Here is a 15,593-nt window from a genome sequence, read left to right on the forward strand (position 1 = left end):
CTGTGGGTGGACCGCCGGCGGCTGCCGGCCGCGTCGCCGCCCGCCGCCGGCCGGCGGCGGATGGTTGGAGTTCTTCAGTGTGCCCGGGGTGGTGCGGTCGAGTCCCGGACCACCAGCCGAGTGGGCAGGATCACCGGCGTGGCGCCGTCGGTGACCTGGTGGCTCAGGAGGGGGCCCGGAGGTCGGGCTTCGAGCGGGTCGAGCAACATCCGGGCGGCCAGTCGGCCCTGCTCGGCGGCGGGCTGGGCGATGGTGCTGAGCCCGAGCACGCCGGCCAGGTCGTGGTCGTCGATGCCGATGACGCTGACGTCCTGCGGCACCCGCAGTCCGGCGTCGCGCAGCGCGGTCATGGCACCCATCGCCATCTCGTCGCAGGCGGCGACGATCGCGGTCGGCGGCTCGCCGCGGGCCAGCAGCTCCTCGGTGGCGCGGGTGCCGCCGTCGATGGTGAACGAGGATTCGACGTCCAGGGTCGGGTCGAGCCGCAGACCCGCGGAGCGCAGCTCCGCCTGGTAGCCCCGGCGGCGGTCGAGGTGGGTGGTGAAGGCCAACTCGTCGTCCGGGTCACCGGAGATGTGCGCGATCCGGTGGTGCCCGAGGTCGAGCAGGTGTCGGGTGGCGGCCCGGGCGGCGGCCACGTCGTCGATGCGGACGCAGGGCCAGTTGGGCACCCTGCTGCCCGAGCTGATGGTCACCCCGGGCAGTTCCAGAGCGGCCAGCGCGGTCAGGTCGGCCGGCCGCAGTGGCGTGGCGACCAGCATGATGGCGTCCACCCGTTTGTGCAGGTTGGCCGTACGCAGGACCCGCTGGCGGACCTGCTCCCGACCACCCAGGTTGTAGAGCAGCAGGTCGTAACCGGACTGGTGGAGGTATTCCTCCACCGCCTCGACGATGGTGCTGAAGAACCAGCGGGTGATCCGGGGCACCACCACCGCGACCGTGCCGGTCCGCCCCCCGGCCAGTCGGGACGCGCTCGGTGAGACCTCGTAGTCGAGCTGCTCGGCGGCGGCGAGCACCCGGCGTCGGGTGGCGGCCGAGACCGTCGGCAACCCGCGCAGGGCCCGCGAGACGGTGGCCGTGGACACTCCGGCCAGCCGGGCCACATCATCAATCCTCGTCACGGTTCCCCCGCTCGGTGCCCGGAGCGCCCGCCGCCGCCCGAGGGGCCAGGCGGCGGCGGGCAAGCGGGTCAGCCCTTGACGCTGCCGGCGAGCAGACCTCGCACGAAGAAGCGCTGCAGGGACAGGAAGACGATGAGCGGTACGACGATGGAGACGAACGCTCCGGCGGTGAGGCGCTGCCACTCGTTGCCCCGGGTGCCGGCCATCTCGGCGAGCCGGACGGTGAGCGGGGCGGTCTCGTTGCCGCCGCCGGCGAAGATCAGCGCGACCAGCAGGTCGTTCCAGACCCAGAGGAACTGGAAGATGCCGAACGCCGCCAGTGCCGGGGTGATCAGCGGCAGCACGATGGTGCGGAAGATCTTCGGGTGGGTGGCCCCGTCGACGCGGGCCGCCTCCATCAGGTCGCCCGGCAGCTGCGAGATGAAGTTGTGCAGCAGGAAGACGGCGAACGGGAGCGCGAAACAGGTGTGCGCGAACCACACCTGGGCGAACTTCTGCTCGTCGACCAGATCCCACGCCGGCATCAGGGTGACGCCGCCGAGGGTGACGCCGGTGGAGAAGAACTTCAGCAGCGGCACCAGGGCCATCTGCAACGGCACGATCTGCAGCGCGAAGATCGCGATGTAGACCCAGTCCCGGCCGCGGAAGTTGATCCAGGCCAGCGCGTAGGCCGCCAGGCAGGCGAAGGCGAGCGGGAAGAGCACCGACGGGATGGTGATCGCCAGGGAGTTGATGAAGGACCCGGCGAGCTGCCCCGAGGACGACGACCGCCCGAACAGGACCTGCTGGTAGTTCTCGAAGGTGAACTGCGGGTTGGTGAAGGCCGTCCACCAGCCGGTGGTCTTGATCTCGTCTTCCGGCCGGAGCGAGGAGACGAGCAGACCGAAGGTCGGGATGGTCCAGACCACCGCGATGACGACCGAGACGAGGGTCGCGGTGCGGCTGTTCAGCCGTTTGCGGACCCGCCCGGCCGTGGTGGTCGGGGTGCCGTCGGTCTTCTGGGTGCCGGCGGCGACAGTGGGCGTTGCGGTCGTCATCTCAGCCCTCCCGCTGTTGACGGAGGTTGCGGATCTGGTAGATCACGACCGGGATGACCAGGATGAAGAGGAAGACCGCGAGCGCGGAGCCCTGTCCGTTCTGGCCGTACCGGAACGCCTGGTTGTACATCTCGCTGGCGATCACGCTGGTGTCGTAGTTGCCGTTGGTCGAGGTCCGGACGATGTCGAAGACCTTGAGCGTGGCGATCGTGAGGGTCACCACCACGACGATCAGCGCCGGCCGGATGCTCGGCATGGTGATCTGCCAGAACATCTGCCACGGGCTGACCCCGTCGAGCCGGGCGGCCTCCACGATGTCGCCGGGGATCGCCTTGATCGCGGCGGAGAGCACCACCATGGCGAAACCGGCCTGGATCCAGACCATGATGACGATCAGCAGGAGCGTGTTCAGGGGTGATTCGAGCAGCCACTGCTTGGGCTCGCCGCCGAGGGTGACCACGATCTGGTTGAGGAGGCCGATCTGGTCGCCCTCACCCCGGTAGGCGTAGACGAACTTCCAGATGATGCTGGCGCCCACGAAGGAGATGGCCATCGGCAGGAAGATCAGTGACTTGGCCACCGACTCGAACCGGGCCTTGTCCACCAGGACGGCGTAGATCAGGCCGAAGCCGGTCGCCACCAGGGGGACCAGGAGCACCCAGACCAACGTGTTGATCAGGACCCGGACGATCGAGTCGTCGGAGAACATCCAGCCGTAGTTGCGCAGCCCCACCCAGTTGGTGCTGCTGCCGTCCATCAGGGAGAGCAGCGTGGTGCGGATGGCCGGCACGACCAGGCCGATGGTGAGCAGCAGCAGCGTCGGCAGCAGGAAGAAGAGCGCGAAGAGCCCTTCCCGCGGCTTGGTTCGGCGGGGGAGTGGAGCCCCACTCGCCGAGGCGGCGACGAGCTGTGCCTCCCGTCGCCGGGCGAACCAGGCCGGCACCAGATCGAGCAGCAGGAGCAGACCGCCCACCACCACCACGAAGGCGATCAGCCCGTACATCAGCATGAGGAGCTTCGGCTGCTGATCGGCGAAGTCGAACTCCATCAACCCTCCCTCTCGGGTCCACCGCCGGGATCACTTAGGCCAGCTGCTCTCGATGCCCTGGAGCACCGGGGCGGTCGCCTTGCCGTTCAGCCACTCGACCATGCCCTTCCAGAACGTTCCCGCGCCGACGGCAGCCGGCATCAGGTCGGAACCGTCGAAGCGGAAGGTGCCGGTCTTGTCCTGGAGGATCTGGACGGAGAGCTTGTCGATCGGGCTGGCCACGTTGGCGATGTCCAGCTTGTTGTTCGCCGTGACCCAGTTGCCGAGCTTCGCGCGGCTGTTGACGTACTCGGCCGAAGCCAGGTAGGTCTGCACCGCCTGGACCTCGGGACGGTCGGCGTAGCCGACGACGAACTCGCCCGCGCCCAGCACCGGCTTGCCCTTGGCCGGGTCGATGGCCGGGAAGTAGAAGGCGAACGCGTCGCCGTCCTCAGCCACCTTGGTGCCCTCGGGGAACTGGTTGGCGTAGAACGACGCCTGCCGGTGCATCGCGCACTTGCCGTTGGTGACCGGCACGCCCGCCTCCTGGAAGGAGGTGGTGGTGATGCTCTTGACGCCGCCGAAGCCGCCGTTCATGTACTTGTCGTTCTTGAGGATGGTGCCGGCGCGGTCAACGGCGTCGACGATCTTCGGGTCGTTGAACGGGATCGCGTGGGTGGTCCACTGGTCGTAGACCTCGGGGCCCTGGGTCCGCAGGATCACGTCCTCGATCCAGTCGGTGGCCGGCCAGCCGGTGGCGTCACCGGACTCGACGCCCGCGCACCACGGCTTCGTGCCACTGGCGGCGATCTTGTCGCTCAGGGCGATGAGCTGGTCCCAGGTGGTCGGAACCTCCCAGCCCTTCTCCTTGAACGTCTTCGGCGAGTACCAGACGAAGGACTTCACGTTGGCGCCGAGCGGCACGCCGTAGAGCGTCCCGTTGACGGTGCCGTACTTCAGCCAGTCGGCCGGCATGTTCTGCTCGGCCAGGGCCTTGGTGTCGGCGCTCAGGGACTTGAGCTTGCCGGCGTCCGCGAAACGCTTCACGAGGCCGGGCTGCGGCACGAAGGCGATGTCGGGGGCGTTGCCACCGTCGACCCGGACCGGGAGCTGCGCCTCGAACTCGCCGCTGCCCTCGTAGTCGATCTCGATGCCGGTGCACTTGGTGAAGTCCGACCAGGAGCGCTCAAGAAGGTCGGCCTCGGCGTCACGGATGGACGCGTAGATCGACACCTTCTTGCCGTCGTGGCCCTCGTACTTGTCGTATGCGGCGCACTCCGCGGAGCCCGCGTTGTTGCTCTTCTTGTCGTCGCCGGTACCGCAGGCGGTGGCGCTGAGCGCCAGCCCGAGTACGCCGGCGATCACGAAGGCCTGGCGTGGTCTGGTAGAGACCGCCATGCCGTCCTCCTTCCTAGCCGGCGCGGTCGTGCTGGTGACCCGTCGCCGGTCCGATTGGGCGTGCACACATGTAAGCGCTTGCATCCGGTCCGGTCCACCCCCTGTCAGACACGAGCGAGTAACAATCCGGAAACCTGCGGTCTGCCTGGTGGGCGCGCTCCCGGGACGGATCTTCGACTCTTTCGAAGATTGACGATATCTGTCAGGCTAGGGCCACCTCATCGAAGGTTTTCGACATAGGAGGAGCTGTATGCGAAAGCGGTGGATCAGCCTGCTGGTGGCGGGTGTGCTCGTCGGGGGAGTCCTGGCGCCAGCGAGCCCGGCGCTGGCCGCGCCGACCTTCAAGGTGCCGTTCCCGTGCGGCCAGTCCTGGTCCGGGCAGACCCGGTCGGGTCACAGCCCGGCGAACGCCGTCGACTTCAACCGCACCGACGATCAGGGTGACCCGGTGGTGGCCAGCGCCCCCGGCACCGTCGACCGGGTGACCGACCTCGGCGGCACCAGCTACGGCAAATACGTCCGGATCAACCACGGGGGCGGTTACAGCACCTACTACGCCCACCTCAACGGCTTCAACGTCTCCGTCGGGCAGACGGTCGGCTACGGCAAGGTGCTCGGCTGGGTCGGCACCACCGGTGGGTCGACCGGCCCCCACCTGCACTACGAGCAGCGCCTCAACGGCGCCGACATCCAGGTGCGCTTCAACGGCGCCCTCGCGCTCTACTGGGGCACCAAGACCTACACCAGCGACAACGGGTGCTCCTCGGGCGGCGGCAACGGCACTGTCGACACCAGCGGCACCCCGCTGACCGTTCGCTCCGGCCCCGGCACCGGGTACGCCTCGGTGGGCACCGTCGCCGACGGCACGCGGGTGACCATCGCCTGCCAGACCAGCGGCACCACGGTCACCGGCACGTACGGCACCAGCTCGATCTGGGACCGGATCGGCAGCGGTAGGTACATCGCCGACGCGTACGTGTACACCGGCTCCGACGGATACATCCCCGGCGTGCCTCGCTGCTGACCGGGGGGACGGCCACGGTCCCCGGCGGGCGCCGCCGTCGGGGACCGGCAGGTCAGGAGTTCAGCTGCCAGATGGACAGGTTCAGCGCGGCGGCGAAGGTGACCCAGGCCCAGTAGGGCACCAGCAGTGCCGCCGCCACCCGGGACACCCGGGCGAACAGCACCACGGTGAGCCCGATCGCCAGCCACATCACCACGATCTCGGCGAACGCGAGCCCGTACTGCCCCGCGCCGAAGAAGAGCGGGGTCCAGATGGCGTTGAGCACCAGTTGGACGCTCCACGCCCAGAGGGCGGGGCCGAAGCCGACCCGCCGCCACGCCAGCCAGCCGGCCACCGCGATCAGCGCGTAGAGCAGCGACCAGACCGGGCCGAACAGCCACGAGGGCGGTGCCCAGCCGGGCTGCCGCAGGCTCGCGTACTCGTCGGTGGTGCCCTGCACCCCCAGTCCGCCGATCGCGGCCGCGACGAAGACGGCTGCCGCGAAGCCCGCGAGAGCCCACCACTGCCGCCGGCCGGAGGTCCTCGACGCGTCCTGAGATATCTCCATGGTCGAGATAGTTTCCATCCAGCGTCAGGTCAAACCGTGGACGGCGACGCGGCACCCGCGGCGGCTCCACCGTCGCGGCGGCGTGGGCGTGCACGAAAAAGCGCCGGGATCGCCCCGGCCAGTGCTCCTGTCGGGAGGACGGAGCTCTGGTCGCGGCGACCCCGGCGGGTCCCGATGTTCTAAGAGGCGTGCACGCTAATTGAAGATGCTGACACCACCCGGGCCGACCAACAGCCCGACAACGATGAGGACGATGCCCCACAGGATCTGCCGGCGGAACAGCGCGAGAATGCCGGCGACCACGAGTACGACTGCGAGAATCCAGAGAATCAGCTCCATGACCTCTGACTACCCGACTGGCCGATCGGGGAAACCTGGTCGGTGTCCAGTTGATCGCCGACGTGGAAGACGCTGTACGCCTGCTTGATCACCGGGTGCGCGACGTTACGGACGCGGACGCCACCGGGGGTCGTGCCGCGCTCGGTGCCGGCGTGCGCGTGCCCGTGCAGGGCCAGCGCCGTGGGCGCCGAGTCGATCGCCTGCCCCAACTGGTACGAGCCGAGGAAGGGGTAGATCTCCAACGGCTCACCGACCAGCGTGTCCGGCACCGGCGAGTAGTGGGTGAGCGCGACCAGCATGTCGCAGTCCAGCGAGCGGAGCGCCGTGCCGAGGCTCTCGGCGCTCTCGTTGGTGGTCCGGACGAACGCCTTCATCTCCGGCTCGCCGAAGTCGCTGGCGCACCGCCCGGCGAACCCGCCGCCGAAGCCCTTGACGCCGGCGATGCCGAGCCGACCGCCCGCGCAGTCCAGCACGACGCCGTTGCCCTCCAGCACGGTGATGCCCGCGTCCTCGAGCACCTTGACCACCTGCGGCACCTGGTCACACTGGTGGTCGTGGTTGCCCAGCACGGTCACCACCGGCACGGCCAACCCACCGAACTCCTCTGCCACACAGCGCGCCTCGGCCTCGGTGCCGTGCCGGGTCAGGTCCCCGGCCAGCAGCAGCACGTCGGCGCACTCCGGCAACTCCTCCAACGCGGGGCGGAAGCGGCCGACCACGTCCTCGTCCAGATGTACGTCGCCCACGGCGGCGATCCGGATCACCATGGAACCTCCCTCAGGGCAGTTGCTCGATCTCCGTGGGCGCCTGGGCGCGGATCACTCCGATGTCGCTGGTGATCGGTGTGTCCGGGAAGCGTTCGGACACCCGGCGCACGATCTCCTCGCGCCGATGCGGGCTCTCCACCTCGCCGTAGAGCACGATGGCGCGTTCCCGCCGGACCACGGTGATCCCTTGTTCGGCGACGGCGGGGTCCTCGGCGAGGAGGCGCTGGATCTCCGCCTCGACGTACTCGTCCGGTGGCCCGGCGCCGATGTCGCGTTGGTGGGTCACGATGTCCCCTCTCCTGTCGGGGTGCCGGCGGCCGGCACCACCTCCAGCCGGTCCAGCAGCACCAGGAACGCCTCGGCGTACGGCGAGTGCTCCGTCTCCTTGCGTACCCGTTCCCAGTCGATCTGCTCCCGCAGCGACCGGGCCAGCGGCAGGCCACGGGCGAAGTCGCAGTAGTGCTGGGAGAAGCTGAGCAGCTTGTGCACCATCAGCTGGGAGGCGGACAGGACCGGCATCTGGATCGCGTCCACCGGCCGGATGACCGTGTCGGCGAACGTCTCCTCCGTCACCGGTGTCTCGATCGGCCGGTGGATCAGGTCCACCATCCGGCCGTCGTCGAAGACCTTGACCAGCCAGTCCTCCGGTGGGCGCTCGGCGACGAAGCCGGCGGCGACCAGGGCCTCGAGCGCCTTCTCCACGTCGGCCTCCCGGATCAGGAAGTCGACGTCGTGCTCGCTGGAGTGGCCCCCGTGGGCGTAGACGGCGAAGCTGCCGCCCAGGGCGAACGGGATCTCGGACTGCTTGAGCACGGCGGCGACCTTCTTGAGGGTGTGCACCAGACTCTCGTCTCCGCGCTCAGCCATCTGGTTCTCCCGTCGTCGTGTTGGTGGACCGGCGGTTGGACTCGAACTCCGGTACCCGGCATTCCGGTCGGCCACACCTGCGGGTGTCCCGGTCGGGTGTCAACAGGAACAAACCATCACATACCTCACGGGTCGGGTGCGCGAGTCGGATAACCTATGGAGGGTGGCCAGATCATCGGGGATGCGACGACGCAGGGCCCGGTTGCGCACCGTCGCCCTCATCGGCATCGACGGCTCGGGCAAGACCACTCAGGCACACCGACTGGCCGACGCGCTGACCGCTGCCGGCCGCCCCGCGACGTACCGCCGCAACGCCAGCGGGCGTCGCTGGCTCGGCCGGCTCGCCAACCGGCTGGGGCGGCCCGACGCCCAGCGGCTCGTCGGGCGCGACGGCGTGCTGGCGGTGGAGTCCGTGCTGCGCTGGCTCGCCATCGCCGTAGCCCTGGTCAGCTGTCTGCTCACCGGCCGGACAGCGGTGATGGACCGCTACTCCGCCTGCCAGTACGCGAGCATCCGGGCCCACGGCGGGCAGCGCTGGGAGCGACTCGCGCGGGCCGGCTACCGGCTCTTTCCGACGCCACAGGTGACCTTCCTGCTGGCCGTGGACCCGGCGGAGGCGTACCGGCGCATCGAGGAACGCGGCACCGATCACGAGACGATGGGCTGGCTGACGGCGGCGGACACCGCCTACCGGGCCCTGCCCGAATACCCGAGTTTCGTGCTGGTGGACGCGGGCCGCACGGCCGAGGAGGTCACCGAGCAGATCCAGGCGCACCTGGAGACCTGGCTGCCCGCGCCCTCCTCGACGGCCTCCGGTGAGGTGGGCCCGCTGGTGACTCAGGCCCGCCCGTAGACCGGGACGGTGGCACCGCTGGTCGGGGCCGACTCCTCCGAGGCGAGGAAACGGATCACCGATGCGATCTCGGCCGGCGCGACCCAACGGGAGTGGTCGGCGTCGGGCTGCGCAGCCCGGTTCGCCGGGGTGTCGATGACGCTGGGCAGCACCGTGTTGCAGCGGACGTTGCGGGGCCGGTATTCGACCGCGACCGCGTTGGCGAAGGCCAGCACCCCCGCCTTGGCCGTCACATAACCGGCCGCGCCCGGAAACGGGGCGACCGCCGCGCGGGCCGAGACGCACACCACCGCGCCGCCGCCGGCCGCCACGAGATGCGGCAGCGCGGCCTGGGTGACCAGGTAGGTCGGCCGCAGGTTGACGGTGAGCATCCGCTCGAACACCTCGATCGGCGTCTCGTGCACCAGACCTCCGCTGGCGTACCCGCCGACCAGGTTGACCACGGCCCGCAGCGGCGCCGCCGGGTCGTCGGCGGCGACCTCGACCGCCCGCGCCGCGTCCGCCGGGTCGCTGAGGTCCGCGACCAGCCGGACCACCCCCGCCGCCGGCTCCGACCCGGGTCGGGCTTTCCGCTCCGGTACGACCACCCGCCAGCCCGCCTCGACTAACGCGGCGACGGCCGCCCCGCCGAGCCCGCCACTTCCTCCGGTCACCAGAACGCTGCGCTCCGCCATGCGCCTCACGCTAGCGCCCCGTCCCACCGCACCCTCAGCCGCTCCGTCGATCATGAAGTTATTGCCGCGACACGCCGACCCGCGTGGCAACAACTTCATGATCACGGTCTGCCGTGGGCAGACTGGCTGGCCTGATCGCCCGTCGGCAGCGCAGGATCGGCGGATGCGGATCCTTGTTCTCGGCGGCACCCGGTTCCTCGGTCGGGCGGTGGCGCACCTCGCGCTGGCGCAGGGCCACGACGTCACCTGCGCGGCCCGGGGCGTCTCCGGTGTCGTGCCGGCCGGGGCCCGGTTCGTGCCGGTCGACCGGGACGACCCGGACGCGTTGGTGCCGTTCGCCGACGACGGCTTCGATGCCGTGGTCGATGTGACCCGCCAGGTCAGCCACGCCCAACACGCGCTCTCCGCACTGGCCGACCGGGTGGGGCACTGGTCGTTCGTGTCGACGATCTCGGTGTACGCGGACAACACCACCCCGGGCCAGACCGCCGCGGACGCGCCCGTGCTGCCGGCCGCCCCGCCGGACGTGGACGGTCCGGTCGGCCCGGACCACCGCTGGTACGGCGAGTGCAAGGTGAGCATCGAGCAGGCGGTCCGCGAACGGGTGGGCGTGGACCGCTCGTTCATCTGCCGCGCGGGCCTGATCGTCGGTGCCGAGGACCCGAGCGACCGCTTTCCGTACTGGGTGCGGCGGCTGTCGGCCGGCGGCGAGGTGCTCGCGCCCGGGCGGCCGTCCGACCGGGTGCAGTTCGTGGACGTCGCCGATCTGGCGGCCTGGTTGCTGCACGCCGCCGACACCCGCCTCAGCGGCACGTACGACGGCATCGGGCCGGCGATGAGCCGAGCGGACCTGCTGGCCGGAGTGGCCGCCGGGCTGGGCGTACCAGAGCCGGTCCTGACCTGGGTCGATCAGGAGTTCCTGGCGTCCCACGACGTTCGTGAGTGGTCGGGGGAGCGGGCGCTGCCGCTCTGGGTGCGACTGCCGGAGTCCGGCGGCCTGATGGACCGCGACGCCCGACCGGCTCTGGACGCCGGGCTGGCGATCCGTCCGTTGCCCGACACCGTTCGGGCGACCGCGTCCTGGATGGCAGCGCAGCCGGCCGCCGTACGGCAGGGTGGTCTCGACCCGGCGGATGAGGCGGCGGTCCTGCGGGAGTGGCAGGCTGTGCGGGACCGGTGATCCCGGCTGCCGACACTTTTCCTACCGGACAGTCATAGTTGACGCTTACGCCTGGTGAAAGTAAGTTTCACCCGTGGCGAAGAGTCCGAAGATTTCTGCGAGTCAGGAGCCCGGTGGGCTGATCGTCCACATCAGTGGGCTGTTGCCGTCGCTGTCGCCCGCCGAGCAGCGGGTTGCCCGGCTGGTCGTGTCCGATCCGGCCGCTGCGGCCCGGCGGACCATCACCGACCTCGCCACCGCAGCGGAGACATCCGAGGCGACCGTCATCCGGTTCTGCCGTTCGGTGGGCATGGACGGTTACCCGCAACTGCGCATCCGCCTCGCCGCCGAGGCCGCTCGCCGGATCGAGCCGCCGGACGCCCGGGTGGTCGGTGGTGACATCCCGCCCGGCGCCGACCTCGCCCAGATCATCGCCACCATCGCGTTCAACGACGCCCGGGCGGTCGAGGAGACTGCCGAGCAGCTCGACCCCGCCGTCTGCGAGCAGGTGGTCGAGGCGATCAGTGGTGCCGGTCGGATCGACATCTACGGCGCCGGCGCCAGCGGGTTCGTCGCCTCCGACTTCCAGCAGAAGCTGCACCGCATCGGCCGGATCGCCTTCTACTTCCCGGACGTGCACACCGCCTTGACCTCGGCCGCCCTCCTCGGCCGGGGCGACGTGGCGATCGGCATCTCACACACCGGCACCACCTCGGACGTGATCGAGGTGCTGGAGCAGGCCCGCACCCGAGGTGCCGTCACCGTGGCGCTGACCAACTTCCCGCGTTCGCCGATCACCGACGTCGCGGACTTCGTGTTGACCACGGCGGCTCGCGAAACCACCTACCGCTCCGGCGCGACCGCCAGCCGGCTGGCCCAGCTCACCGTCGTCGACTGCCTCTTCGTCGGGGTGGCCGCCCGCAACCGGGCCCGGGCCCGCAAGGCACTGGAGGCGACCGCCGAGGCGGTCCAGTCGCACCGGGTGGGTGCCAACCGGAGGCGGGCATGACGGCCGGTGCGGTGGAGCCGGACGAGGACATGCCAGCACCGCCCACTCGGCCGACGGTCCGGGTGGGTGCACCCACCGAGCGGCGCAACCCCCTCAGCGTCGACCTCGACCTGATGTCGACCCGGGACGTCCTCACCGTGATCAACGAGGCGGACCGGCGGGTGCCGGCCGCGGTCGCCGCGGTGCTCGACGAGATCGCCGCCACCGTCGACCTGGCGGTCGCGGCACTGCGCGGCGGTCACCGGGTGCACTATTTCGGCGCCGGCACGTCCGGCCGCCTGGGAGTGCTCGACGCGGCGGAGCTGGCACCCACCTTCAACTCGCCCCGGCACTGGTTCTGCGCCCACCTCGCCGGTGGCCCGGACGCCATGTGGCGGGCCGTGGAGGACGCCGAGGACGACGAGCGGGGCGGCGCGGTCGAGGCGGCCAGTTGTGTGCGCGCCGGTGACCTGGTGGTCGGTCTGGCGGCCAGCGGACGCACCCCGTACGTCCTCGGGGCGCTCGCCGCGGCCCGGGCCAAGGGTGCTTCGACGGTGCTGCTCTGCGCCAATCCGGAGGCGGAGGCCGCCCGCTCGGTCGACGTGTTCATCGGGGTGGACACCGGACCCGAGGTGGTCACCGGGTCGACCCGGATGAAGGCGGGCACCGCACAGAAGTTGGTGCTCAACACGTTCTCGACCGCCGTCATGGTGCGTCTGGGCCGGGTCTACTCGAACCTCATGATCGATATGGTCGCCACCAACGCGAAGCTCCGGGGACGAATGATCTCGATCCTGGTCGAGGCCACCGGCTGCTCCGAGCAGGTCTCCCAGCAGGCCCTCGCCGAGGCCGACGGTGACCTGAAGACGGCGCTCGTCTCCCTGGTCTCCGGCGCCGAGGTCGATGCCGCCCGGGCCGCGCTGGCCCGCTCCGCCGACCAGGTCCGCGGCGCGCTCGCCCTGCTCGCGTCCTAGCCCCGCCCGCCCCACCGGGAAGCGAACCGGGCTTCGGATTGTTCATCAGGCCGGGGGGTAATAACACTCCCGGTGGATGAACCGGCCGGTCCGCCGATGCGTATCAGCCAGTGACCAGGATCGCAGTGCGGTGGTGACCCGGGTCGCTGTGCCTGCGGGCTGGCGGTGTTGCCATGGTCGGTGACCCGTGCGTGGCGCCCAGCGTAGAGCCGCCAGACGGGGTCCCTGACAGCAAACATGGACCGTGCTCTCAGCTACTACTCAGGCATTCGTGACACTTTCGACTCACGAGACGGAATCCCCGACACGTCTCATCTGTTGTGTAGGTGTCAGCACCGATGGGCACAGCAGAAGTTACCAGGGGCTGACGGACGTGGGGAATGGCAAGGAACCGGGCAACCGGCGCGAGCGAGGGGACCGTGGGCAACGTGGACAAGAACATCGGCATGCGAACCGACGAGGTTGCCGAGGAGCGCGACCTGGTCGGCGTCTACCTGCACGAGATCTCCCGGACGCCACTGCTGGACGCCGCCAAGGAGGTCGATCTCTCCAAGGCGATCGAGGCGGGCCTCTACGCCGAGCACCTGCTCGGTGAGGACGCCGTCCCCGCCGGTGTCGACCGGGCCGACCTGGAGTGGCTGGTCGTCGAGGGGGAGCGGGCGAAGGACCTCTTCATCCGCGCCAACCTCCGACTGGTCGTATCGATCGCCCGCCGTTACGTGCGCTCGGGCATGCCCATGCTGGACCTGATCCAGGAGGGCAACACCGGCCTGGTCCGGGCGGTCGAGAAGTTCGACTACGAGCGTGGCTACAAGTTCTCCACCTACGCCACCTGGTGGATCCGCCAGGCGATCAGCCGGGCGATCGCCCAGCAGGAGCGCACCGTCCGACTGCCGGTGCACCTGGTGGAGGACGTCAACCGGATGCGCAACGTGGCCCGGCAGCTGACCCGTGAGCTGGGCGGCGACCCGGAGCCGGAGCAGATCGCGGCCGCGCTCGGCGTCACCGTCGAGCGGGTCAACGAGCTGCGCCGCTGGTCGCAGGACACCGTCTCGCTGGACACCCCGGTGGGCGACGACGGCGACACCAACCTCGGCGACCTGGTCGCCGACAGCGACGCCCCGTCGCCGGAGGACATCGTCCTCAGCGGTCTGGAGCGGCAGCGCATCGAGGGTCTGCTCAACCACCTCGACGACCGGTCCGCCGGCATCATGCGGGCCCGGTACGGGCTGGAGGACGGCCGGGAGCACTCGCTCACCGAGGTCGCCTCCCGGTTCTCGCTCTCCCGTGAGCGGATCCGACAGTTGGAGATCCAGGCTCTCGGTCGGCTGCGTGAGCTGGCCCGGGCCGAGGGGCTGCAGGCAGCCTGACCTGGTAGTAATACGGCGAACGGCCGGCGTCCGATAGGGGGACGCCGGCCGTTCGCCGTAACCGTTGGACTAGCGGACCCGACCGTAGCCCTGGATGGGCATCATGTTCATGCCCCGCTTGAGCACGTTGCGACCGGCGCTGGGCGCGTCGATCACCTGGCCGCCGCCCACGTAGAGCGCGACATGCCCGAGCCCGCTGTAGAACACCAGGTCACCTGGACGTAGGTCGCCCCGGCCGATGTGTGCCACCGCACCCCACTGCATCCGGGTGTTGTGTGGCAGGGACTTTCCGGCCGCCCGCCATGCCGCCGAGGTGAGCCCGGAACAGTCGTAGCCGTTCGGCCCGTCGCCCGCCCAGACGTACGGCTTGCCCAGCGCGCCGAACGCGTAGCGCACCGCGGCCCCGGCGTCACCGGCCACCGCGGGCACGTTCTTGGCCTCGGCCACCGCGGCCTTGGGCTCGGGTCGCTCGGCGGCTGCCCCGTACGCCTGCTCGCGCAGCTCGTACAGTCTGGCCAGGTCCTGCTCGATCTGCTTCTTGCCCGCCGCGAGCTGACGGGCCTGTGCGGCCTGTCGGGCCAGCGTGGCGTCCAGGCGGGACTTCTCGTCGAGCAGTTGCCGCTGGTCGGCGGTGTAGCCGGAGATGCTCTCCTGCCGCTGGCGGGTCAGTTGGTCGAGCGTGCCGAGACGGTCCAGCAGCGCGGTGGCGCCCTCGGCGCGTAGCAGGGCGTCCGCGGTCCGCAGGCCGCCGGTCTTGTACGCGGTGGTGGCCAGCTCGGCCACGTCGGCCTGGCTCTGCCTGGCCTGCTCTTCGAGTGGGCCGATGCGGGCCTGTAATCGGGCCACCGCGGCCTCGTTGGTCTTGATCTCCTCACGCAGCTTGTTGTACGACTCGACGACCCGCTCCAACTCGGTCGAGGACGTCTCGATCCGGCGGGTCAGGTCGGCGGGGGACGGCTCGGCGCGAGCCACCGCCGTCGGGGCGATCAGCGCGGCCGACATGCCGGCCAGCGCCACGGTACGCAGCAGGTTTCTCAGGGATGACAAGAGCGAAAGGCCCCTCTCCCACGGCCGCCGGGGCTGCTGACGCCCTCGGCGACACCGGCCGGGGCCACCCGGGCGGACGGCACTGGGCCGGACCGGCTCGCCCAACCTAACCCGGGACTGATGTCGCCCGCAGTTGAAGCAGGGGCGAATGTTGGCCAAGTGGCGGGTCGTACCCCTGCGGTGGGTGGCGTCATCGTGACTGTTGACGCGTGACAGGGAGGGGCGTACCGCCCTTTTGGTGGACTACTGACGGAAATACGACTTTCGTCGTTCCGGGCGTATGCCGCCGGATACCTGCCCCTCATAACCGATAAAACCTGAAATGGATGCTGTTTCTCGGCGATGTCCCCGGCTGGGGGAGCTGTCGGGAGTCCATAAACACCCAGGTCGGCTGGCGGTGT

Annotated in this window: 17 protein-coding genes; 6 read left to right on the forward strand and 11 right to left on the reverse strand. The window is 70.1% G+C overall.

From position 1 onward, the window contains the following. Nucleotides 1-74: 74 nt before the first annotated feature. The 4 genes from LADH09A_RS06955 to LADH09A_RS06970 all read right to left on the reverse strand — a co-directional run bounded on the left by LADH09A_RS06955 (nt 75) and on the right by LADH09A_RS06970 (nt 4,583). Complete coding sequence (locus tag LADH09A_RS06955) at nt 75-1,121, reverse strand: LacI family DNA-binding transcriptional regulator (protein WP_238644044.1); 1,047 nt, start codon at nt 1,119-1,121, stop codon at nt 75-77. Between the two features lie 68 nt (nt 1,122-1,189). Then, the gene (locus LADH09A_RS06960; RefSeq protein WP_238644045.1) at nt 1,190-2,158 is read right to left on the reverse strand and encodes a carbohydrate ABC transporter permease; all 969 of its coding nucleotides are present in this window, start codon (nt 2,156-2,158) and stop codon (nt 1,190-1,192) included. Nucleotide 2,159: 1 nt separating this feature from the next. Further along, nucleotides 2,160-3,206, reverse strand: coding sequence for a carbohydrate ABC transporter permease (locus tag LADH09A_RS06965; RefSeq protein WP_238644046.1), 1,047 nt, complete (start codon nt 3,204-3,206; stop codon nt 2,160-2,162). Nucleotides 3,207-3,236: 30 nt separating this feature from the next. After that, on the reverse strand, nt 3,237-4,583 hold the full coding sequence (locus tag LADH09A_RS06970) for an ABC transporter substrate-binding protein (RefSeq protein ID WP_238644047.1): 1,347 nt from the start codon (nt 4,581-4,583) through the stop codon (nt 3,237-3,239). 250 nt (nt 4,584-4,833) lie between these two features. Between LADH09A_RS06970 and LADH09A_RS06975 the strand changes: the two genes are divergently transcribed. Beyond that, nucleotides 4,834-5,607 (forward strand): M23 family metallopeptidase, encoded by a 774-nt coding sequence (locus LADH09A_RS06975; protein ID WP_238644048.1) that lies wholly within the window; start codon nt 4,834-4,836, stop codon nt 5,605-5,607. Nucleotides 5,608-5,659: 52 nt separating this feature from the next. Here LADH09A_RS06975 and LADH09A_RS06980 read toward each other — a convergent pair whose 3' ends face one another. The 5 genes from LADH09A_RS06980 to LADH09A_RS07000 form a co-directional block, all read right to left on the reverse strand. Then, nucleotides 5,660-6,154: a TspO/MBR family protein gene (locus LADH09A_RS06980; RefSeq protein ID WP_238644049.1), complete on the reverse strand. Its 495-nt coding sequence runs from the start codon at nt 6,152-6,154 to the stop codon at nt 5,660-5,662. Nucleotides 6,155-6,349: 195 nt separating this feature from the next. Beyond that, nucleotides 6,350-6,493 (reverse strand): GPGG-motif small membrane protein, encoded by a 144-nt coding sequence (locus LADH09A_RS06985; RefSeq protein ID WP_007464364.1) that lies wholly within the window; start codon nt 6,491-6,493, stop codon nt 6,350-6,352. Continuing rightward, nucleotides 6,484-7,260 carry a metallophosphoesterase family protein gene (locus LADH09A_RS06990; protein WP_238644050.1) on the reverse strand — a complete coding sequence of 259 codons (777 nt, stop codon included), beginning with the start codon at nt 7,258-7,260 and terminating at the stop codon, nt 6,484-6,486. The genes LADH09A_RS06985 and LADH09A_RS06990 overlap by 10 nt, the downstream gene beginning before the upstream one ends. A gap of 10 nt (nt 7,261-7,270) precedes the next feature. After that, complete coding sequence (locus LADH09A_RS06995; protein ID WP_238644051.1) at nt 7,271-7,546, reverse strand: BON domain-containing protein; 276 nt, start codon at nt 7,544-7,546, stop codon at nt 7,271-7,273. After that, nucleotides 7,543-8,127: a nucleotidyltransferase gene (locus LADH09A_RS07000; protein ID WP_238644052.1), complete on the reverse strand. Its 585-nt coding sequence runs from the start codon at nt 8,125-8,127 to the stop codon at nt 7,543-7,545. The genes LADH09A_RS06995 and LADH09A_RS07000 overlap by 4 nt, the downstream gene beginning before the upstream one ends. Nucleotides 8,128-8,308: 181 nt before the next feature. On the opposite strand from LADH09A_RS07000, the gene LADH09A_RS07005 reads away from it, so the two are divergent. Further along, nucleotides 8,309-8,980 (forward strand): dTMP kinase, encoded by a 672-nt coding sequence (locus tag LADH09A_RS07005; RefSeq protein ID WP_238644053.1) that lies wholly within the window; start codon nt 8,309-8,311, stop codon nt 8,978-8,980. Here the strand turns inward: LADH09A_RS07005 and LADH09A_RS07010 are convergent. After that, nucleotides 8,965-9,654: an SDR family NAD(P)-dependent oxidoreductase gene (locus tag LADH09A_RS07010; protein ID WP_238644054.1), complete on the reverse strand. Its 690-nt coding sequence runs from the start codon at nt 9,652-9,654 to the stop codon at nt 8,965-8,967. The two genes, LADH09A_RS07005 and LADH09A_RS07010, sit on opposite strands and share 16 nt — an antisense overlap. Nucleotides 9,655-9,817: 163 nt before the next feature. Here LADH09A_RS07010 and LADH09A_RS07015 point away from each other — a divergent pair, with 163 nt between their 5' ends. The 4 genes from LADH09A_RS07015 (at nt 9,818) to LADH09A_RS07030 (ending at nt 14,145) form a co-directional block, all read left to right on the forward strand. Then, on the forward strand, nt 9,818-10,834 hold the full coding sequence (locus LADH09A_RS07015; RefSeq protein WP_238644055.1) for an NAD-dependent epimerase/dehydratase family protein: 1,017 nt from the start codon (nt 9,818-9,820) through the stop codon (nt 10,832-10,834). 73 nt (nt 10,835-10,907) lie between these two features. Beyond that, the gene (locus LADH09A_RS07020; protein ID WP_088949842.1) at nt 10,908-11,822 is read left to right on the forward strand and encodes a MurR/RpiR family transcriptional regulator; all 915 of its coding nucleotides are present in this window, start codon (nt 10,908-10,910) and stop codon (nt 11,820-11,822) included. After that, a complete protein-coding gene (murQ, locus tag LADH09A_RS07025; protein ID WP_238644056.1) occupies nt 11,819-12,775 on the forward strand; it encodes an N-acetylmuramic acid 6-phosphate etherase in 957 nt (318 codons plus the stop codon). Before LADH09A_RS07020 ends, murQ begins: the two co-directional genes overlap by 4 nt. 380 nt (nt 12,776-13,155) lie before the next feature. Then, complete coding sequence (locus tag LADH09A_RS07030) at nt 13,156-14,145, forward strand: sigma-70 family RNA polymerase sigma factor (RefSeq protein WP_238644057.1); 990 nt, start codon at nt 13,156-13,158, stop codon at nt 14,143-14,145. A gap of 69 nt (nt 14,146-14,214) precedes the next feature. Here LADH09A_RS07030 and LADH09A_RS07035 read toward each other — a convergent pair whose 3' ends face one another. After that, the gene (locus LADH09A_RS07035; protein WP_238644058.1) at nt 14,215-15,192 is read right to left on the reverse strand and encodes a C40 family peptidase; all 978 of its coding nucleotides are present in this window, start codon (nt 15,190-15,192) and stop codon (nt 14,215-14,217) included. Between the last annotated feature and the right edge of the window lie 401 nt (nt 15,193-15,593).

The organism is Micromonospora cabrerizensis, assembly GCF_022230955.1.
GTDB classification, from domain to species: domain Bacteria; phylum Actinomycetota; class Actinomycetes; order Mycobacteriales; family Micromonosporaceae; genus Micromonospora; species Micromonospora cabrerizensis.